Genomic DNA, 20752 nt, shown 5'->3' on the forward strand with positions numbered 1-20752 from the left:
GCTTACACATCAACATGAGACTTAAGCAACTGCAACACGAAGTCCATGGTTTTATGGCAATTGGGCTGCTCAACTAACACTAACTTATCGCGGTTATACATAGGTAACACTTCAAGCCAGCGCTGGCTTACCCATGTGGCATCTTCTAAATGCACCTGCGAATACAGTTCAAGCAAGTCAGGATTCACCTGATAAAACTGCTCTAGCGCCGCGCTGATAATCTCAAATTCACCCGCGATTGGCTCTTGAATCCAATTTTGGCAAGGTAATGCACGGGCAATCCAACTACCGTCACGTTGTTGTGCTGCCGATAAGATTTTCACCCGTTGCGATCCTTCAATGACGATACTTAAGGTGTTGTCGGCCAATTGATTAAAATCGATGATATTACAACGAGTTGCTGTTATGTAACACGGCAAATCACTGCCCGCTTTTTGCGCGGCAAAGGCAAGCTGGTAATGGCCTTTCAACACTTCAGCGATCATACGCAGATCGCAAGGCGACGCGATACGAATTTCGAGTCTGCCACCCGGCAATAACACCGCATCTTGAATTAATAATGCCATCTCTTGTGTTTTCATAACCGCCTCCCACACCAAAGGTGAAGTTACTGAACCAAAATCAAAGTCAGTATAATAAGTGTAGCAGCGGTCAATTTTTCAACAACATAAGCACTGTAAATAATGCTTACTAACGACATCGACCACGATTATTTGCTACTTTATTTATACCCACACAACTTAATAAGACCTGATCCAGTACGGCTATATTTCATACCTACCACAAAAATGAACATATTTTAATCAGCGTTATAAACGCTCAATGCGATCCATAATGTTGCCTTTTGCGACAATCTCAGCAAATTCATCAGCTAACATTTGGCTTTGTTGCACACTTTGCTGCCAATAAGCAATGCGCGTATCACTATCTAGGTGTTTAAAGTCTTCCCTGTCTGGAATTTTAGCAAATGGTAAACTGGCAATAAATTGCTTACTCGGTGCCAAAATCAATCCATTGTGGTAGTTCGCTTTGGCTTTACGCCATAATAACGATTTATCAAACCAGCCTGGGCTCATATAAGGATAAAAATGTGGGTATAAACTTAATCCTGTTGCTGCTGGTAGCGGCATATCAAAATGGTAATCAGTAATCCCCCCATCGTAATAATGGCCTTTAGGCGATCCTTGCAGATCTTTAACCGGATCGAGCAATAAAGGAATGGATCCCGTGGCTAATAATCCATGACGTATATTATTTTCAGTCAGCTCAACATGTTTTGTCGGTAAATCTTTTAAGCGTCGAAAAGGTGATGCATCGTCTTTATGACTTAAAATCACTCGCTCAAAATGCCAACCTAAACTTTTGCGGTTAACAATATTACTCACTGCCGCCATCGACAAACCCACCATTAAGCCAAATTTGGCATGGATACGGTTTAAATGGCGAGCCCGACACGCCACCATATGATGACGAATAAGTGGATTAGCAAGAATATCTGTGCCGTGTTGTTCACCCAAAATACCGTCAACAATGTTAAGCACTTGCGCGCTCACTTGTTCACGATTTGGCTTTTGCTCGTAGCGCTGATTAATATAGAAATGTTCAAAGCGCTCATAAGCGGCTAACGGGTTTTGTTGTGCCATACAGGCTAAACGCCAGGCACCAGATGAGGCTCCCATGGTATAAAGTGGGTCTTGGCGATCTTTAAAAAATTCACTGAATAAGTACTTATCCAACCCTGCTACAGCAATCCACTTAGGCTCACCAGATGCAGCAAACAATTGTGTAAATAATGATTGTTCTAAGCCATTCGCCTCTATTTGTTCATAAGCGGTTGGTCCAGCAAGTAAACGTAATGCAGGCAATATACAATCCTTCTTAATTTGTAATGCTGATATCTCTTTAACACTGTAAGCTTTTGCGTTATCAAGCTATCATGTTTTTATCGTTTATATCTTACGGAATTTTTATGATTGTCGATACCTTAGTAAATCGTCACCTTTATACTCAGCTTAATCCTCGTTTAGCCACAGCACTTGCCCACCTTGCAGACACTGATTTTAGCCAACTCGAAATCGGTAACTACCCGCTAGAGGGCAAAGATATTTTTGTTATCGTACATGACTATCAAACAGTGCCTAAACATACTGCACCCTTTGAAGTGCATCAACAATACATTGATGTGCAATATGTAGTGAGTGGTGAAGAAGAGTTTGGCTATTTACCTTTGGCAGATCAAACACCGTCGAAGGCATATTTTGCAGACCATGACTATGCCAATTACGATTATGAGTCTAACAAGCAAGACGCTGCGTTTATTCCGTTAAAAGCCGGCATGTTTGCACTGTTTTTCCCGGGAGACATTCACATGCCGGGTACCAGTGATACTCCGCAACAAGTGCGTAAAGTGGTCATTAAAGTCAGAGTATAAGTGTTTATCGCGTTTTTTACTTGCGCAACAGTAACTCAACATCTGGTCTGACTCCTTTATCGCTAAAACTCTGCTACACTGATTTTAACGATGTGAGCAAGGTTAACATTTCGCTAACTTCTTTTGACTGAATGATTTTAGCGACATAAATTGTTATCAAAATAATATCGAACAAGCACAAATATCCTGAGTAACATTAAAGAAGGCCCGAGACTCTCCGCTTGGGGCTTTTTTTATGGTTTTTATCGAATAACCGCAAGTGGTATTTTTTAATGCGATGACCTTTAAACCTTGTTAAAATCAGTACAACTTTATAGGAGAGTCTTTCAATGGCAATGTATGTAGTGGGTCACAAGATCCCTGATTCTGATTCAATTTGTGGTGCTATCGCATTAGCATATTTAAAAAACCAAATCGACGAGCCAGCTATTGCGGCACGTTTAGGTGAATTATCACCAGAAACCGCTTTTATTTTAGACAAGTTTGGTTTTGAAGCCCCAGAATACAAAACCAGCTATGCTGGCGAAGATGTGTATATTGTCGACCACTCAGAAATTACCCAAGCACCAGACGATATTGCTCAAGCTACTATCGTCGGTATTGTTGATCACCATAAATTGGGCGACTTAACCACTTCTACTCCACTAGAATGTTGGATCCGTCCAGTAGGTTGTAGTAACACCGTCATTAAAATGATGTACGATTTTTATCAGGTAGAAATCCCAGCTAACATCGCAGGCATCATGATGTGCGCTATTTTAAGCGACACGGTTATTTTCAAATCACCTACTTGTACCACTGCTGATATTCGTTGCGTTGAAGCCTTAGCTGAAATCGCCGGTATTGAAGACTTTAAAGCCGTTGGAATGGAAATGTTTAAAGTAAAATCAGCCGTTGAAGGCACGCCAGCGCGTGACCTTGTAATGCGTGATTTTAAAGACTTCAACATGAACGGTAACCTAGTGGGAATTGGTCAATTAGAAGTCATCGACTTATCTGTATTTGACGACATTAAAGCTGAGCTAGAAGCTGACATCGCCAAATTAAAAGTCGAAGGTAACCGTCACAGCGTATTATTACTGCTTACCGACATCATGAAAGAAGGTTCAGAAATGTTAGTGGTTTCTGACTCAGCTGATTTAACTGAACGAGCCTATGGCAAACCAACGGTTGATGGCCGTGTATGGTTAGATGGCGTGCTAAGTCGTAAAAAACAGGTCGTGCCTGCACTGCAAGACGCATTTGCAAGCTAAGTCGCGCAAGATTAACTGCGTGTTAATCTATCCCGTGATGAAAAACAAAAAGCTGAATCAATTGATTCAGCTTTTTTATGTGTCACTTATCGGCTCTTAATAGCCCAAAGGCCTAATTGGGAATATCACATGCCCACAACTCTATCGACGGCTGCGCGGTGGTTGGCTCGCCCACCCAGTAACTCATTGGCTGACACTGTTGGCTCATACCAGATGATGATACACACAACTGATAATCTCCCGCTTCTGGCGTGCGCCCCAGCTTCAGCATAGGCAGCACTGGCAACTTTGGCTTATATTGCCAACTGCCGTTAACCAACACAGCATCTGCGGGGATTTCCATCCCTGCACCACTGCCCTTCACTCTGGCTTGCTCAAGAATAAACCCTTCAGGCAAAATGCGATAATCTTCTGCCCAACGAATTTTCTCAATAGTATGAGTCCACGACAAGGTCATTTGCTCAGCAGGCACCTGTGCCCAAATGCTGCCTGCTAACCCCAAACATAGCCCTAGCATTAATCTTCCTGCGCCAAACGCTTTAACTTACGAGCACGCCATGTATGCTGCAAAATAAATACTAATGCTAAGCCAAAGCCAATTTCATCACTTAATGGCGTGGCTAAAATTAAGCAGCCACCTGCGATAAAGCCTAAAACTCGCTCCCACATATGCAGTTTTTGTAATAAGAAGCCGGTAAACACCACGCCCCAAATACCAATGGCAACCGCGGCTTTTAACACGATAAATATAGTAGCAAGCACGCCGCCACCTTGAAGCATTAATGCAGGGTCATACACCGCCATAAACGGAATAATAAACCCGGCAATGGCAATACGAATAGCCCATAAACTGATTTTTAAGCCTTTCTCTTTGGCGATGGGCGCTGCGGCAAAACAGGCCAATGCCACTGGCGGAGTTAAATCGGACATGATGCCAAAATAAAACACAAACATGTGCGACACAATTAACGGCACGCCTAAATCTAATAATGCAGGTGCGGCAATTGAACTGGTAATAATGTAGTTAGGAATAGAGGGAATACCCATACCTAACACCAAACACGTTACCATGGTTAACACTAACGACAAGAATAAATTGTCCTGTCCCACAGCCAATATATAGCCAGCAAAGGTCGACGCAATACCGGTTAACGACACAATACCAATAATCACCCCAACGAGCGCACAGGCAATACCCACTGGTACCGAGTGACGCGCACCTTCAACTAATGCATGCACACATAATGAGAGGGTTTCTTTACCCCCTTTAACAAACCAGCTCACCGCAACCAATAAACCAATAACACAAAACACCACGCCTATACCTAATTGAAAAAAGCCAGCGCACAACACACCTAAGGCTATCCAAAAAACAATGCGCATAACCTTTGATGACACATTTAAAATAATCGCTGAACCTAAAATCACAATCGCGGTTAACGCCAAACCCACCATGCCAGAAAACAATGGTGTACGGCCCGAAAACAGCAAACCAATTAAAATAAACAACGGGATTAATAAGTACCAACGCAGTTTAATTGCCGCCCAGGGATCAGGACATTGATCTTTTGGTAAGCCCGACAGTTTTGCGCGCTTAGCTTCTAAATGCACCATCCAAAACACTGAAGAGAAATACAATACAGCAGGGATCATCGCCGCTTTAGCGATTTCAATAAACGGCACGTTAATGGTTTCAGCCATAATAAACGCCACCGCCCCCATAATAGGCGGCATAATTTGACTGCCCATACTGGACGTGGCTTCAACTCCCCCAGCAAAAGCAGGGCGATAACCAAAGCGCTTCATTAACGGAATGGTAAATTGCCCAGTTGTCACAACGTTGGCCACCCCAGAACCGGTAATGGTGCCCATTAATGCTGACGACACCACCGACACTTTTGCCGACCCGCCAACTTTATGACCAAATAATCCCATGGCAAAGTCGGTAAATAAGCGGATCATCCCAGCTTGTTCTAAAAATGCACCAAATAAAATAAATAAGAAAATATACGTTGCCGACACATAGGTAGGTGTGCCATATAAGCCTTCTGTACCAAAAGATAATTGGTTAATAATTTGGTCAACGCCATACCCCCGGTGCATTAAGTCTCCGGGCAAAAATTCCCCAAATAAACCATAGGCCAAAAATAAACCACAAATAATAGGTAAGGCTATCCCCATCACACGTCTTGCAGCTTCAAACACCAATACCACCAGTAAGGTACCAATAATCATATCGGCCTGAGTTAAATCACCAGATCGTTGAATTAAGTCAGCCTCAAACACCCACTGATAAGCTGCGGTTGCCATACCCGCTAAACCTAATACCCAGGCTAAAGGTTGCCATGGTTTGCTTTTACCCCACCCTGGATAACTGATAAACACCACTAATAATAAAAAGCCCACGTGCACAGCACGCAATACTTGTGTTGAAACAGGATGAAACGCCGCGGTGGTTATTTGAAAAATGGAAAAAACCAATGCCACAAAAAATAAGGCTTTTGGCCAATCACGAGTGTTGGCACTTAAGCCTTGCTCAGACGCCGTACCTGGGTTAATGGATGGATCGCTCATGATATGCCTCTATACAGATTACAGCTAAAAATCGGTATGTCTAAAAAACAACTTAGCGCTTGCAGGGTCTTAATCCAAACAAGCGCTAATAAAGTGAACTAGGCGTTATAGCGCATTCACTTCTTTGTAGTAGCGCTCAGCACCTGGGTGCATCGGAATCGGTAAGTTTTTAGTGGCTTTGTCTAAACTGATGTCTTTTGCTGCAGAGTGTGCATTGCCTAAGCGTTCAAGGTTGTCGAACATTAACTTAGTCATTTGATATGCCACGTCATCAGACACTTTACTGTGGCTTACCAGTAAGTTTTGAATCGCAACCGTACTCACATCTTCAGTTTGACCTTCGTAAGTGTTAGCCGTGATCACCCCAACTTGATAAGCCGGGTTATTGATTTTAGCCACAACCGCTTCAGGGATAGCGACAAAGTTGATATCCATGGTCGCTGCTAAGTCACGAATAGCGGCCATACCTAGACCAGATGATTGAAGCGTGGCATCAAGTTGGCGGTTTTTAATTAGCTCAACAGATTCAGCATAAGGTAAGAATTCCACTTTCCCCATGTCGTCATAACTCAAGCCTGCGGCAGCAAAAATAGCGCGGGCATTAAGCTCTGTACCTGATTTAGGTGCGCCAACAGAAATACGTTTTCCTTTTAAATCTTCTAACGACTTGATGCCAGCATCTTTATTGGCAACGATTTGAATAAAGTTTGGATATGTTGCAGCAATGACACGTAGCTTCTTCAAAGGTGCTTTAAAGCCAGCCTCAGTATCGCCTTCCCAAGCAGCAGAAACTGAATCACCCAGTGCGAGCGCTAATTCACCACGGCCAGCTTGCAATAAGTTTAGGTTTTCTACTGAGGCTTTAGTGGCTTGTACTGAAGTTTTAGAGCCCTCAATGCCATTGCTATAAAGCTGAGACAGTGCAACACCGATAGGATAATAAACCCCGCTGGTACCACCGGTGAGAATGTTAATAAAAGTAGGGACCGCCATGACCGCAGTACTGATTGATAGCGCAGCCGCAGCGCCGATCATACAAAAGCGTTTGGTTAGTTTCATCTGCAATATCCTTATTTCTTATATGGTTATGTATATTATTGTGCTGATACCGTAACACCGACCCTAAACGTGATCTATATAGACTAAAGGCTAACACCATAATCGTTGATATTATTTATTTCACAATTTCAGTGACTTCGCTAACAATTTAGAAAACATCAATGAGTGAAAGCAGCTCGAAAGCCTGTTTTTTATTCAATTTGACCAGCGAAAAATGGCCGAATATTGAGTATAGTCGGCTTATTAAAAAGCAATAAAAAAGGTGCCAACAAAATGGGCACCTTGTTAACTGTAAACCCGCAAGCTAAACCGGTTTTATAAAAGACCATCGCGTGTCATTACATGCCCATACAATTCGCGTAGTAAGTGACCGTTGCAGGCCAATCTGAAAATATCCCGATAACCCCAACATCTTTGGCCAACACATCAACTAACTCATACGTGTCACCTTCATTATCAATTGCATCTGCAATACTTTGATAATACCAACCACCGTTACCTTCGCTGAGTAATCCAGATCGCTCCAGCGACCATGCGATAATTTTTAGTCCTGCGGCATTAGCGGCATTGGCGTATTCAGACGGTACAATGGCGTTATTGTCATCTAAGGTGACTAACATCCACAATGGCGGTGCAATAATCTTCACGCCATCGGCGACCAGCGCGTCCATGCTCGGAGTCCAAGTCGCACTGTTTTGTGGGTCAAAACCTGCCATATCATAGCGATCGTCTAAGTATACGGATTGTTCGGCAAACTCTGGTGCATTGGCTATCCAGTACTTCACATCATCTAAATTAAATGATTGTGGGAAAACCTGCGATGCATCAACACCCGCAGCGGTGTATTCATCAAGCATTTTTTGCGCATAGTCTTGTTGGCTAAAACCATCAAACGGCATGCTTACACTGGCAGACTTAAGCTCTGGGGTCATTTTTACGCCAGCAGATTTAAATAATTCGATACTTTCAGCATGAGTCATTAAAGTGCCGGTACCTGCATATAAGTCCGTGCGCCAACTTGGGGTGCCATCCATAAACTCAGCCACTGTAGTCGCATTAGAATTAAAGCCATCCATCTTGCCCTTTAAGGTTTTAAATTCTGCAAGGCTAATATCGCTGGTACAACAGGTCGCGGTTGCACTAACACCGTTTGCAACATCGGCTGGCGTAAATGGCACCGAGCACTTATTGGCAAGTTCTGGTATTGCTAAAATATTAGTGGTGGTAGCTAAGTCGCATTGTGAATGACGACACACTAAGGCTTTGTCATTGGTAAAGGTCACATCACATTCAACAATCCCCGCGCCAGAATCAATGGCAGCTTGATACGCTTCTTTAGTGTGCTCAGGAAACTGCATTGAGGCACCACGATGACCAATAGAAAAGTCGCTACGATAAAATGGTGCATGACTCGCATTGCGCTAATTGGGTTTTAAGCTCACCCTCTTGCATCTGATCAATTAAAAACAGCGGTCTAGTGCCCACTTGTGCGCTGACACTTTTATCAACATCGGTTGTTGATGTGTTATCACTGTCGTTGCTGTTACACGCTGACAAACACACTACACTACTCAATATTGCCAACGCGCCCAATGCCGTCTTGTTATTCCTTGTCATTTCATCACTCCTTTACTGTACTCGTTAATCTAACGTTACTGACGATGTGTTGCATCACTTATATCTAACCACTTATTTGAATGGCATAGATGGTTGAGATGGCTTAGTCTATTGATTAGATGTTAATGAATTAATGAAGTTATATGACAATTAATACTCTTGAGGTCACCATGGCTAAAGCAACACTGTATTATGTTCACGACCCTATGTGTAGTTGGTGCTGGGGGTATCGCCCTGCATGGGATCCCCTGCAACAACAACTGCAACAAGAGTTTGCTGAGCAACTTGATGTTACCTATCTTGTTGGCGGCTTAGCGCCTGACTCATCAGAGCCAATGCCTGAGTCGATGCAGCAAATGCTTGAACAAACCTGGCGTAATATCAACGAAAAACTATCTACTGAATTTAATCACGATTTTTGGCGCAACGGTAAGCCACGGCGCTCAACCTACCCCGCTTGCCGTGCCACTCTGGTCGCGCGCCAATACGGTCAAGAGCAAGCCATGGTCAATGCCATACAACATGCTTATTATCTGCACGCCCAAAATCCATCAGATGTTGAGGTGTTATCGACATTAGCAGCATCATTAGGTATCAATGCAGAGCAATTTAAACTGCAATTATTAAGTGAGCAAACTGAACAACAACTGCAAAAAGAGATTCATTTTGCCCGCCAATTACCCATCCAGGGGTTCCCCTCTTTAGTGCTCGTCGCCAACAATCATGCTTATCCCATAAAGCTTGATTATCAGCACTGGCAAACCAGTTTCGCAGACATTCAAGCCGTGTTGGCTAAGGTTTAGGTGATGCTAGAGGGATTAGATTCTAGAGGTTGGGTATGGGATTCTAGGTGTTAGAGTCTTAGTGCTAGGCCTAAACTTGTGCAGGCGTTTCGTTTTAATTTGTGATATCCGCTACTGTTGCGCATTAAAGGCAACGATTAAAGTTAACATGAGGTAATGAATGGCAAATCGTAAGCGTGGTTTTTTGGGATGAATCATGGTATGTAATGTGGCGATTATTGCTGTTGATGACGCTATTGTTACTGTTGCTCAGGTTTGTCCCGCCGCCGACAACGTCATTTATGTTACAAAGCGACTACCCTGTGTCACAACATTGGGTCAATATTGATGAACTACCAGTGCACATTCCACTTGCCATGGTCGCCTCTGAAGATCAGCTTTTCCCTGAGCACTTTGGTGTGGACTTTAGCGCTATCAGTAAGGCTCTTCAACAGTACGATGACGGTCAGAGCCTGCGCGGTGCCAGCACGATTACTCAACAAACAGCCAAAAACCTCTTATTATGGCCAGGGCAAAGCTTTGTGCGCAAAGGATTAGAAGCCGTGTTAGCGTTAGGCCTTGAAGCCATTTGGGGTAAAAAACGTATTTTAGAAGTGTACGTAAACGTGGCTGAATTTGGCAAAGGTATTTATGGCGTAGAAGCTGCCAGCCAGCATTATTTTAATAAGTCTGCCAAATACCTTAGCAACAAAGAAGCGGCAAAGCTGGCGGTATTATTACCCAGTCCGCGCAATCGTAACCCAAACCATTTAACCCCGTATCTTAGCCAACGTGTGGTATGGGTTGAGCGGCAAATGAAACAATTAGGCACCGCTTATTTAACCCCTATTCTTCAATAGCCTGAGCTTAGAGAGCTTCCTATTAAAAAATGGAAAGAGAGCAGCATATTACTCATCATTATGGTCCTAGCCGTAAACTGCGCAATATTTTGCACAAAAGGCACGGTTCTTCCGAGTCGCTAACGCTGCAGACCATTCAAGATGAAAGCCTTAATTAACAGGATTTGAGCCATATTTGCTGCTAGAATGCAGCCTTATTTCTGTAGGCTTTACGATAAAGGCAGGCTATGACCGTTCTTCTGATGACCCCTCCAATGACCCAATTGAATACGCCCTATCCGGCAACGGCGTATTTAACGGGTTTTTTACGCTCACGCGGCTATGAGGCGGTACAACGAGATCCTGCCATTGAGTTGTTTCTTGAAATGATGACTGCGCCTGCATTGGAGGTGATCCGTCAACATGTAGAAGAAAACTTTGAGCAATTTGAAGACGATGAATTGCCAGATGTTATTTTTAATTTTTTAGCCGAATTTGATCGTTACCACCTCACCGTTGAGCCTGCTATTCGCTTTTTGCAAGGCAAAGACCCAAGCCTAGCCATGCGCATTAACACCCGTCGTTTTTTACCCGAAGGCTACAGCCTTTGACGCCATAGCACAAATGGAAGCCGTGTCGGGCGACGTACTGCAAGCCGCTTTTGGTAACCTTGGCGTGCAAGATAAAGCTAAATACTTGGCAACGTTATTTATTAACGATCTGTCGAACGTGATCACCCAAGGTGTCGACCCTTACTTTGAGGTCAGCCGTTATGGTGAGCGCCTCGCCGCAGCTAACCCAACATTTGACGACCTTTACAACACCTTAACGGGTGAACCAAGCTTTAGTTCGGATATTTTAGAGCAACTCGTTGAGCAATATTTAGAAGAAACCCAGCCAAGTGTGGTCGCCTTAACCGTGCCTTTCCCTGGTAATATGCTTGGCGCATTACGCATTGCGCAAACCTGTAAAGCCATTAATCCTGAGCTGCCTGTGGTAATGGGTGGCGGCTTTGTTAATACTGAGCTTCGGGCATTAAAAGACCCACGCATATTCGAATTTGTCGACTTTATTTGTTTAGACGACGGCGAACGCCCATTAATTACCTTACTAGAATACTTTGAGGGCAAGCGCGGTATCGAAGAGCTAGTACGTACTTACTTTTTAGCAGAAGATGAAAACGGCGAGCCTTACGTTCATCTTAATCAAAATACTGAGCTACACGACATTCCACAATCTGAGGTCGGTGCACCAATATACGATGGCCTGCCATTAACCGAATACTTGTCGTTATGCGAAATGCTCAACCCAATGCACCGCATATGGAGTGACGGTCGCTGGAACAAATTAACCATCGCCCATGGTTGCTACTGGCGTAAATGCAGCTTTTGCGATGTCAGCCTAGATTATATCGACCGCTACGATACCGCAGGCGCAGATGTTCTAGTCGACCGCATCGAGGCCTTGATTGCTGAAACCGGACAAACTGGTTTTCATTTTGTTGATGAAGCCTTGCCACCCAAAACCTTATTTGCTTTTGCAAAACGATTAATTGAACGCAACGTAGTGATCAGTTGGTGGGGCAATATTCGCTTTGAGCGCACCTTTAGCCCAGCACGTTGCCAGCTATTGGCAGACTCTGGTTGTATCGCCGTCAGCGGCGGCCTTGAAGTCGCGTCAGACCGATTATTAAAGCTGATGAAAAAAGGCGTCAGTGTTGAACGCGTCGCTCAGGTTACCAAAGCATTCAGCGACGCGGGCATTTTGGTACACGCATATTTAATGTATGGCTTCCCGACTCAAACTGAGCAAGAAACCGTTGATGCATTAGAAATGGTGCGTCAGTTGATGCAACAAGGTTGTTTTCAGTCGGCCTACTGGCATCGTTTTGTTGCCACCGCCCATAGCCCAATCGGCATGAACCCGGAAGAGTTTGGCATCACCCTAGATCCACGCCCAGAAGTATTTTTTGCTGAAAACGATGTCGACTTTACCGACCCAACCGGCACCGATCACGACATGCTCGGCGAAGGCCTGCGCAAAGCACTTTACAACTACATGCACGGTATCGGTTTCGACCAACCCATGAGCTTTTGGTTTGACCAGCGTGTGTCACGCACCACGATGAAGAAAGACATGATTTCAAAAGCCATTAGTAATTTTATTTTGAGTCAAGAAGAGTAAATAGGCAGGCTTGGGTTAACCCCAGCAGTCATCTAGCTTGTGTGGGCAAATCATTGCCGCAAAGGTAAGTTAAGTCTACCTTATTTGCGGCAATGCATTTAAGCCGAAATCCAGCTCCACGCCGCCATCCTCGAATGCTTTTATCGGAGATCCAGGTGTTTATGCTTCGTCAAAATAAAAGCAGGAACAGTCAAATTCATTAGATTGGCAAACCATGACATTCACTCAACGACACGCTGCACTTTTTTTAAAATATAAAGTCCTTGTAGCTCAGCCGCCCCGTCCATGGGGCGGACGGTCGCCTCGTAAATCAATCATGATTCACCTTATCGGCATTATCTTAATCTGCAGAAACTACAAAACTCGGTCAAAAATTAACAATGGGTGATGTTAAATCATGTTTCTTTTTCAACCAAAGGTACTGCGAACATTAATAAAAGAATTAATAATACAAAAGTAATACCGATAAAAATTGGAGTTAATGTACCCAATTGCACTTTAAAGTGAAGAATACCTTTTAAAGCTATAAACTCCAAAAAAATAACAAACAGCGAAATAGGTGTGCTTAAAGCTAAATTGCACCCACACCTATTGCACTCTCTATTACTAAAATTATTAATCAAAAGTACATTAAATGGATTTTGTCGAGAATAACATTTTGGACATTTACTCAAACTCTATCCTTAGAAATATAAAATTTACAATCGATGACACGATTAAATTCAATCGACAAACTTACGGCTCATTACCTAACGCTGAAAAATAATAAGGATAATGGCTTAATCAATACGATGAAAGAGTTAATTTAAGATACTGAAATATAGTGTTAAAAAAATTAGCAAAGAGGCTAAGAGGGCTTGCTGGCTACAGAAAATTAGCACATCAAAACCGCGCATTTTCTAGCGCTGTTATTTACATAATAAAGAGCCATTCTCACGTGTTCGGGCTATTCGCGTTACAAAAGTACACTTGGAATAAGGACGCAGCTTCACACGGCCGAGCCTTATTAGTTAACTGTATTCCTTACACCAAGCGAATTTCTAATTTTTTACCTAATGCTGAGGCAAACCGTTCAAGGGTTGATAATTTAACATCATCTGAATGGTTTTCTATTCGTGATATAGCACTTTTTTGTGTCTGGAGCTTTGTTGCTAGATCGACCTGAGTTAATCCTGCATCTTTACGCGCTTCTTTCAACAAGGCACCAAATTTAAATGATTGATAACCTTCTTCATATCCGTCAGAAAAATCGATGTCACTTGCTTTACGGTTAGCTAAATATTTTTTTAAGTCACTCATATTATTTCCTCGCTAAATAGTCTTTACGACGGCTTTCTGCAATTTTGATTTCTTTTGGTGGCGTTTTTTGTGTTTTCTTTTGAAAACCATGATTAAGAACAACTAAGTTATCACCATCAAAAAAGCCTAATAAACGAAATATATTCCCACCAACTTGTACTCTCACTTCCCAGATATTGTCAGTATTAACCAGTTTTTTAAGGTATGTTGTTGGAATATTGTCCAATTCTTCAATTAACTGAAGTACCCAAGCTACTTTCTGCGCTTGCTTACCCGAAAGTGAATCTAAACATTCAGCTATCGGACATTTACCGTCTTCGGTAGTATAAAAGTCAATATTTCTCATACACAAATGTTAACACCAATGTGAACTTTTGCAAGCTGGAATTTTTCGCTTTGTACAGTTAACACCTTAATCAGCCGACACGCTAGCGGTCGGCTGGATTGAATTGTGTACGCCCATCATGGGCATGAACGAATGAGGTGAAAGTCCTCTGTAGGGAGATCACCGTTTAAATAAGATGCTGTTATTAAACGTTAACTACTAGCAAATGAAAATTAACAATGGGTGGCACGGTTTTACTAAGTTTCTAGCAGTAGGCAATCAAGAGCTGCCCCACAGCTAACAACCATTACTGCGAAACAATAAAAAAGCTTAATCACCACAACATTCGTGATGATTAGGCCATTACTAACAAAAAGCTATTTTACGTTAAACGATCCTGTCGAATTGACATACAGCACCACTTCCGTTTTAGCATTAATCACATGTTTACCCTGTGTATCTGAGCTAAAAAAGCTGCTTGGCGTTAATGCTGTTAACGTTTTTTGATTATCCCATTGATAGGTTGCACTGCCTTTTACTACCACGGCTTTAAGTGCATTGTCGCTTTCAATCGTGCCTTTAAAACCAGCAGGGAGTTTAACAAAACTGCCATTGGCGGCGTCTGGTTTGCCCCATAGGTAACTGATTTGGGCATTACCCGCTTTAAGCCAGGTTGCGTCATCTGCATTTAACCAAAACAAGTTGTTTTCAGAAATGTTAATCGGACGTTCACCATTATCAAATGCCTGGTCAGCTGGTTTAACCAAATAAGAGCTACTGTCAATTTCGAGGTAAATAAGGTTCTCTTGCGCATTGGCTGACGTGATATGGTTTTCACCCGCTGGCTGAATCCAAAATGAACCGCTTGGCATCCACATATTATCGGCACTTGGGTCATCGTTATGCATTAAGCCTTCAATCACGATACCGCGGTAAGTGATGTTATGAATATGAGGCGGAGATGAAAAGCCTTTATTAAACTTCACCAGCATTCCGGTCGCCACGTCTTTAGTACGGTCACCCCAAAGATCTGCCGCTTTCGGGCTGGCGTCACCGCGTGCAGGATTAAGCATTCCCCAATCAATATTGTCGGTAGAAATAACAGTATGGTCATTTGCCATCACGGGTAAAGTCATCGCACCTAAAAAGCCTGCAATAGCAGTCATTGTTAATCTATTCATGAGTTACATTCCATCATATTAAAAGAAAAATTGGTCTTGCTTTCATCGATGCATAAACAAAAATCAATTCATAGCGCCTCAGCGATATTGGTATCTTAGAGGTAAATCGATATGTACATCGAAATAATGTAGTCATGATAGTCTTTTATATTTATTCGATAAACGGGGTAATGTTTAATATACTTTCGCAAAAACGTGGATAATCAGATAGGGTTTTGTATTAACATTACGTTGCAAAACTGATGCTCGTTAAGCTGGTTCAGGAATAATAGACATACAACAGGAAGATACATGAAGATTGCTGATTTACGGGTTCTGTTAAAAATCGCAGAACTTAAATCTATCACCGCTGCCGCAGATCAACTCGATATCAGCTCTTCTGCTGCAAGTATTGCGTTAAAGCGTATTGAAAAAGAAGTCGGGGCGCAGTTATTTGTGCGCACCACGAGGCAATTGCGCTTGTCTGCTGAGGGCGAGCGTTATCTTCCGTTATGTCAGCAAGCACTGGATTTATTGCAACAAGGCCAGTTCGTCATTAACGACGAACGCCAATCTATCAATGGCGAAGTGCGCATGGCGATGTCGTCTGAAATGGTACGCAATCTTATGCGCGACTTGTTAAATGATGTATTAGCGCACCATCCAGATGTGACTTTACGTCTGCATGTTAGTGATACCCAAGTTGATTTTTATCGTGATGGTGTTGATGTGGCGCTACGAGCAATGATCGCAGGCGCGGCAGTTGAGTCGAATTTTTATGGTTTTAAAATCTGTAACATCCCACATCTTTTGTGTGCTTCGCCTCAATACCTCGCCAAACACGGCACACCCACTAATGCAAGCGAACTCATGGAACACAATGCATTACTTTATAAGTTGTATAAAGTGACCCATGACAGCTGGTTATTACTTCATGGCGACCAAGAGCATAAAATTAAGATGACCAGTAATCGGGCATGTAACGATGGCGACCTGGTGCGCCGCTGGTGTGTTGACGGTGTTGGCATTGCAAAAAAATCAGCTATTGATGTCGCCCAAGACATGCTGGCCGGTCGATTACAAAGAGTGATGCCAGACTACCAAATCCCAGTGACAGAATTATGGTTAGTATTACCAAGCAGGCAGATGATCACACCCGCTATCCGTTTGATCCGCGATGAGCTAAAACAAAAAATTAATGGGTTGAGAGCTGAACTCGTTGAAAACCATATTCTAGCCGAACACGAGTGGCCAACAGATGAATCAATTGAAGGTTGATTTATCACTGTTCTGCATAGAAAATAGCGCCTAGTTAAAGTAATAGTTAAAGCAATTGTTAACGTGATCGTTAACGTAATAAATAACGCATAGGAACGGCAAAAAGATGATGACAAAATGGGCGATACGTTTTTTACAAATGGCCGAACTCGTAGCATCTTGGAGTAAAGATCCCTCCACCCGAGTCGGTGCGGTCATCACCGAAAACAATCGCATCGTCTCGCTAGGCTTTAATGGTTATCCTCACGGAATATCTGACAGCGCTGAAACCGATAACCGCGAGAATGAAACTGCTAAAAACACTCCATGCAGAAGAAAATGCCATATTACATGCCAAACGAGATCTTAGTAGTTGTGAGATTTGGGTAACTCACTTCCCCTGCCCTAACTGCGCCGCCAAGATTATCCAAACTGGATTACGCGCAGTACATAGCCCAAAACCCAACGACGATTTTCTGTCACGTTGGGGCGACAAAATTAAAGTCAGCGAAGATATGTTTGAGCAAGCCGGCGTTAAAGTCGATTGGATGCAAGTCGATTAACCCTATTTTTTCAGCGTCGTTCCGGCTATGCCGTTAATATCAATCAGCACAAAATGGTTAATTGGGTGCAAGTCGACTAACCCTATTTTTCAACGTCGTTCCGGCAATGCAGTTAAGCCGGAATCCAGGTGTTTGCTTTTTGCATTATTGACCATTGCCAATTCCTAACGCTTCGCCATAACTAAGCAATAAAGCGTCTAACTTCATTACAGGTTAATCCTGACATAAACTCTGCGACTCTCTGCAATAACTTACAGGGCTTCATCTGAGGTAAATCCTAACGTCGTTCCCGTTAGAGCAACAGACTTTCAATAAAATAGGGCAAATTTCAACCACAAAAGTTCGTAATTTAATTGATTGTCATGTGCCCTCGCGTTAACATGTACAAATAAACGTACATGAACAGTTTGGAGTTAACATGGATGCGATAAGCTATACATCAGCTAGAGCAAATTTAGCAAATACAATGGCGAATGTTTGTAATGATCACACCCCGATTATTATTACTCGTAAAAGTGAGGCACCTGTCGTTATGATCTCTTTAGAAGACTATAACGCAATGCAAGAAACGACCTATTTACTTCGTTCACCAACTAATGCGCGCGAACTTTTAGAATCTATTGCCGAACTTGAAGCAGGTAATGGAACTGAACGAAAGCTAATAGAATGAAGTTAACTTTTTCAACCAACGCCTGGGAGCAATATCTATATTGGCAAACGACAGATAAAAAGGTACTTAAACGTATTAATCTGTTAATTAAAGATATTCAACAGACTCCAACAGAAGGTATTGGAAAACCAGAACCACTTAAACACGGTTTGTCTGGTTACTGGTCTAGACGAATTAATGATGAACACAGAATCGTATACAAACCCCAAAATGATACCATCCTGATTGCACAACTACGTTACCATTACGGCACATAGATGCTTTAGCGCTGGATTAGTAATTCGAATGCTCAATGGATACCATTAATGGTTAACTATTGCCAGTAAACTTGTTTTCCATTGAAATTAACGCGGCAAGAATACCACTAACAATAAATGCAACAATGCCAAAGCTAAATATCATTCCAGCAAAGGCATAGAAACCGGGTGAATGATCAGCCCCTAAGATCATTAGTCCATTTTCTAGTGGTATTGGTTCTGTTGTTTTTCCAAAAAAGAAACCATAACCAGCAGAAAACAAGGAAACGACGATGGCTAAACAACCACAAATAGCAATCAGCCTAGCGGCAAAAAGTAACAAGCCTAAGTTATTAGTTTGAATGTTTGAAAATGGGTAGAATTTCATACAAGTCCTTTGTAATTTAATCGCTTACCGAAGTCTATACTCAGTAAAGCCAATCCGTTAACTTATTCATTAGTGTCATTCTACATCTGCTATCTTATTGTTGTAAAGTAATGAAATGGCAGGGTTAGAACAAACCGAATTTACATTATTATTTTAACAATAACTGCTCGGTAAATGATTATTGGCGGAATAATTTCATTTTATTGATGGTTCTAACTAACCCAGATACACCGCAAATACCTGAACAAATTAGCCCGATTTACAATGGACTAACAGAGTCGAATCTAAAATCATTTGAATAGGCTGCAAGCCCCAATAAATGACCAGACTGAAAAAGACCTACCAGTGCTGCGGTTGAAAAAACGCCTAACCAAAACCAATTATAAAAACTTTCTTGAAGTACCATAACGCTTCCTTGCCGCTTTAAAACTAACGATTAAATATCGTTGGCTATCATGTTTGTAATCCATTATGTCAACAATGGGTGTCAAGGTTAACGTTTAGTTAAACCTGTATAGATTTCCGTACCAAGTGGCGAACTTGGATTGGAGCATCTTCTTTCATCGGAGAGATCACGTGAATGAGCTCGCGTGATTCGGCAAGCTCCACTAGATGCTCAGACAATAAGGTCTCAATTCTATCCAAATATTCAGGCACCTTTTTATGAAAAGCCAATGAACTCTTTCCTTTAGAAAACGGATTTTGAGAGTGAAGCATAGTTCCACATTTATCGTATAACCGTTCGAACTGTTTTCTCGTCAGGTATCCACCTTGCAATTTATGCCAGCCATTTCTATCGAATCCGTCTATCGGAACTGGATAGAACTCGGGGTTAATACTCTGAATCTTGCGCAGGATCCTAACAGCATGCCAATCTTTCGTAATATCGCTCCTAACGGAATAGTAAGCCTCTTTGTATGACACAAGCGAGGAAAACGCAATCAACTCAAGCAATTTGCGCAACTGTAGGGCTTCCGACTCAATTGTAGTCTGGAGATAAGTACAATGAGTTTTACCGGATGTGAAATCACGCAGTGTTTCTACCCTATAACGGCACTCCAACATCATCGAAGCGTATTTTCTGCGAGCTCTGCTTTCCATGCTTTACCGTTTAACGGCTTATTAAACAACTCGCCCAATAAAGCCGTCCGTTTACGTTATTGATTAATACCATCCTACATTCGCTATCTTATTGTTGTAAAGTAATAAAAATGCACTACACCTCACATCACAACGTTAGTTGCCATGGGCGCAGAACATAAAAACAGGGCTGAATTCTGGCTCTACAGCATGACTTAAATAACGGTAGGCTTTGCCTGCTCAAGCTGTCACTTTAAGCAGGTCACTTTTATCTGAAAACATAACAATGATATGGTTAAATTAAATACTACAAAGTTCATCGCACACGATGACGTATCAACCCAAGGAAGCCACATGAATACACCGCAAGGTTTTAACCTACTGTCCACCAGCATATTAATGTGCAGTTTATTTTTCAGCGTGGAAGTGTTCAGTGCGGAGGTGTTGGGTGCGGAGGAGTTAGGTGCTGGGAGTACGGCAATTATCGACACCAGCAAACTGGGTGATATAAAAGCGGTTAAATTTAATAACCCACAAGTAATGACCTCAGGTTTACCCACAGAGCAGCAATTTGCACAACTTGCTCAAGCGGGTATCAAAACTGTGATAAACCTCATTCCTAACGACAACCCAAATGCCTTGCTAAATGAGCAGCAGATCGTTACGCAACTGGGCATGAATTATCACAATATCAGTGTTGATTGGCAAAACCCAACCCAAGAGAATCTAGCGCAATTTTTTAGCCTAATGCAGCAAAATGGCGATGCACCAGTGTTGATCCATTGCGCAGCTAATTACCGAGCCTCTGCCTTTTATTATTTGTATCAGACCAGTCAAAATACCGCGCCGTCTATGGCCGAGGCACTGACACCCTGGGGCGACTTACAACAAAGCTTTGCAGAATACCCGCAATGGCAAAAGCTTATTGAAGAAGCAACTCAGCAATAGCTAACTCAATCGTCAGAGGGTAAATAAGGCCACCGTTTTAGCCTAAATTTTCGTTAACAATAGCTTATCTGTCGTCTATAGCTCTTA

Annotated in this window: 19 protein-coding genes and 3 pseudogenes; 10 read left to right on the top strand and 12 right to left on the bottom strand. The window is 42.5% G+C overall.

Features of this window, described 5'->3' with window-relative positions:
• Nucleotides 1-2: 2 nt before the first annotated feature.
• Together N4T56_RS16910 and N4T56_RS16915 are read right to left on the bottom strand one after the other, a co-directional pair.
• Nucleotides 3-581, bottom strand: coding sequence for an LON peptidase substrate-binding domain-containing protein (locus tag N4T56_RS16910; RefSeq protein WP_261734040.1), 579 nt, complete (start codon nucleotides 579-581; stop codon nucleotides 3-5).
• Nucleotides 582-809: 228 nt separating this feature from the next.
• The gene (locus N4T56_RS16915) at nucleotides 810-1865 is read right to left on the bottom strand and encodes an alpha/beta hydrolase (RefSeq protein ID WP_261734041.1); all 1056 of its coding nucleotides are present in this window, start codon (nucleotides 1863-1865) and stop codon (nucleotides 810-812) included.
• A gap of 104 nt (nucleotides 1866-1969) precedes the next feature.
• Here N4T56_RS16915 and N4T56_RS16920 point away from each other — a divergent pair, with 104 nt between their 5' ends.
• Both N4T56_RS16920 and N4T56_RS16925 read left to right on the top strand, forming a co-directional pair.
• Nucleotides 1970-2431 carry a YhcH/YjgK/YiaL family protein gene (locus N4T56_RS16920; protein ID WP_261734042.1) on the top strand — a complete coding sequence of 154 codons (462 nt, stop codon included), beginning with the start codon at nucleotides 1970-1972 and terminating at the stop codon, nucleotides 2429-2431.
• Nucleotides 2432-2760: 329 nt separating this feature from the next.
• On the top strand, nucleotides 2761-3684 hold the full coding sequence (locus N4T56_RS16925) for a manganese-dependent inorganic pyrophosphatase (RefSeq protein ID WP_261734043.1): 924 nt from the start codon (nucleotides 2761-2763) through the stop codon (nucleotides 3682-3684).
• 112 nt (nucleotides 3685-3796) lie between these two features.
• Here N4T56_RS16925 and N4T56_RS16930 read toward each other — a convergent pair whose 3' ends face one another.
• From N4T56_RS16930 to N4T56_RS16945, 4 genes and pseudogenes are all read right to left on the bottom strand, one after another.
• Nucleotides 3797-4201, bottom strand: coding sequence for a DUF1850 domain-containing protein (locus N4T56_RS16930; protein WP_261734044.1), 405 nt, complete (start codon nucleotides 4199-4201; stop codon nucleotides 3797-3799).
• Nucleotides 4201-6258: a TRAP transporter permease gene (locus tag N4T56_RS16935; RefSeq protein WP_261734045.1), complete on the bottom strand. Its 2058-nt coding sequence runs from the start codon at nucleotides 6256-6258 to the stop codon at nucleotides 4201-4203. Before N4T56_RS16935 ends, N4T56_RS16930 begins: the two co-directional genes overlap by 1 nt.
• 105 nt (nucleotides 6259-6363) lie before the next feature.
• Nucleotides 6364-7317 carry a TAXI family TRAP transporter solute-binding subunit gene (locus N4T56_RS16940; protein WP_261734046.1) on the bottom strand — a complete coding sequence of 318 codons (954 nt, stop codon included), beginning with the start codon at nucleotides 7315-7317 and terminating at the stop codon, nucleotides 6364-6366.
• 338 nt (nucleotides 7318-7655) lie between these two features.
• Nucleotides 7656-8934 (bottom strand): annotated as a pseudogene (locus tag N4T56_RS16945) (glycerophosphodiester phosphodiesterase family protein).
• Nucleotides 8935-9077: 143 nt separating this feature from the next.
• On the opposite strand from N4T56_RS16945, the gene N4T56_RS16950 reads away from it, so the two are divergent.
• The 3 genes and pseudogenes from N4T56_RS16950 to N4T56_RS16965 all read left to right on the top strand — a co-directional run bounded on the left by N4T56_RS16950 (nucleotide 9078) and on the right by N4T56_RS16965 (nucleotide 12739).
• Nucleotides 9078-9737 carry a DsbA family protein gene (locus N4T56_RS16950; protein ID WP_315903066.1) on the top strand — a complete coding sequence of 220 codons (660 nt, stop codon included), beginning with the start codon at nucleotides 9078-9080 and terminating at the stop codon, nucleotides 9735-9737.
• A gap of 206 nt (nucleotides 9738-9943) precedes the next feature.
• Nucleotides 9944-10576 (top strand): monofunctional biosynthetic peptidoglycan transglycosylase, encoded by a 633-nt coding sequence (gene mtgA / locus N4T56_RS16955; RefSeq protein ID WP_261734047.1) that lies wholly within the window; start codon nucleotides 9944-9946, stop codon nucleotides 10574-10576.
• 227 nt (nucleotides 10577-10803) lie between these two features.
• Nucleotides 10804-12739 (top strand): annotated as a pseudogene (locus N4T56_RS16965) (B12-binding domain-containing radical SAM protein).
• A 1023-nt stretch (nucleotides 12740-13762) separates the two neighbouring features.
• Here N4T56_RS16965 and N4T56_RS16970 read toward each other — a convergent pair.
• From N4T56_RS16970 to N4T56_RS16980, 3 genes are all read right to left on the bottom strand, one after another.
• Nucleotides 13763-14038, bottom strand: coding sequence for a helix-turn-helix domain-containing protein (locus N4T56_RS16970; protein WP_188736143.1), 276 nt, complete (start codon nucleotides 14036-14038; stop codon nucleotides 13763-13765).
• 1 nt (nucleotide 14039) lies between these two features.
• A complete protein-coding gene (locus tag N4T56_RS16975; RefSeq protein ID WP_261734050.1) occupies nucleotides 14040-14384 on the bottom strand; it encodes a type II toxin-antitoxin system RelE/ParE family toxin in 345 nt (114 codons plus the stop codon).
• A gap of 356 nt (nucleotides 14385-14740) precedes the next feature.
• The gene (locus N4T56_RS16980) at nucleotides 14741-15499 is read right to left on the bottom strand and encodes a DUF4437 domain-containing protein (RefSeq protein WP_261734862.1); all 759 of its coding nucleotides are present in this window, start codon (nucleotides 15497-15499) and stop codon (nucleotides 14741-14743) included.
• A gap of 336 nt (nucleotides 15500-15835) precedes the next feature.
• On the opposite strand from N4T56_RS16980, the gene N4T56_RS16985 reads away from it, so the two are divergent.
• The 4 genes and pseudogenes from N4T56_RS16985 (at nucleotide 15836) to N4T56_RS17000 (ending at nucleotide 18270) form a co-directional block, all read left to right on the top strand.
• Complete coding sequence (locus tag N4T56_RS16985; RefSeq protein WP_261734051.1) at nucleotides 15836-16801, top strand: LysR family transcriptional regulator; 966 nt, start codon at nucleotides 15836-15838, stop codon at nucleotides 16799-16801.
• A 106-nt stretch (nucleotides 16802-16907) separates the two neighbouring features.
• Nucleotides 16908-17343, top strand: a pseudogene (locus tag N4T56_RS16990) (dCMP deaminase family protein).
• Nucleotides 17344-17761: 418 nt separating this feature from the next.
• Nucleotides 17762-18013 (top strand): type II toxin-antitoxin system Phd/YefM family antitoxin, encoded by a 252-nt coding sequence (locus tag N4T56_RS16995; protein WP_261734052.1) that lies wholly within the window; start codon nucleotides 17762-17764, stop codon nucleotides 18011-18013.
• A complete protein-coding gene (locus N4T56_RS17000; RefSeq protein WP_261734053.1) occupies nucleotides 18010-18270 on the top strand; it encodes a Txe/YoeB family addiction module toxin in 261 nt (86 codons plus the stop codon). Before N4T56_RS16995 ends, N4T56_RS17000 begins: the two co-directional genes overlap by 4 nt.
• 52 nt (nucleotides 18271-18322) lie before the next feature.
• Here N4T56_RS17000 and N4T56_RS17005 read toward each other — a convergent pair whose 3' ends face one another.
• The 3 genes from N4T56_RS17005 to N4T56_RS17015 all read right to left on the bottom strand — a co-directional run bounded on the left by N4T56_RS17005 (nucleotide 18323) and on the right by N4T56_RS17015 (nucleotide 19738).
• Nucleotides 18323-18637, bottom strand: coding sequence for a hypothetical protein (locus tag N4T56_RS17005; RefSeq protein WP_261734054.1), 315 nt, complete (start codon nucleotides 18635-18637; stop codon nucleotides 18323-18325).
• A 259-nt stretch (nucleotides 18638-18896) separates the two neighbouring features.
• Nucleotides 18897-19043 carry a hypothetical protein gene (locus N4T56_RS17010; RefSeq protein ID WP_261734055.1) on the bottom strand — a complete coding sequence of 49 codons (147 nt, stop codon included), beginning with the start codon at nucleotides 19041-19043 and terminating at the stop codon, nucleotides 18897-18899.
• A gap of 98 nt (nucleotides 19044-19141) precedes the next feature.
• On the bottom strand, nucleotides 19142-19738 hold the full coding sequence (locus tag N4T56_RS17015; protein ID WP_261734056.1) for a hypothetical protein: 597 nt from the start codon (nucleotides 19736-19738) through the stop codon (nucleotides 19142-19144).
• A gap of 333 nt (nucleotides 19739-20071) precedes the next feature.
• Here N4T56_RS17015 and N4T56_RS17020 point away from each other — a divergent pair, with 333 nt between their 5' ends.
• Nucleotides 20072-20665, top strand: coding sequence for a protein tyrosine phosphatase family protein (locus tag N4T56_RS17020; protein WP_261734057.1), 594 nt, complete (start codon nucleotides 20072-20074; stop codon nucleotides 20663-20665).
• The last annotated feature ends 87 nt before the right edge of the window (nucleotides 20666-20752 follow it).

This window comes from Shewanella phaeophyticola, assembly GCF_025398315.1.
In the GTDB taxonomy this organism is placed as follows: domain Bacteria; phylum Pseudomonadota; class Gammaproteobacteria; order Enterobacterales; family Shewanellaceae; genus Shewanella; species Shewanella phaeophyticola.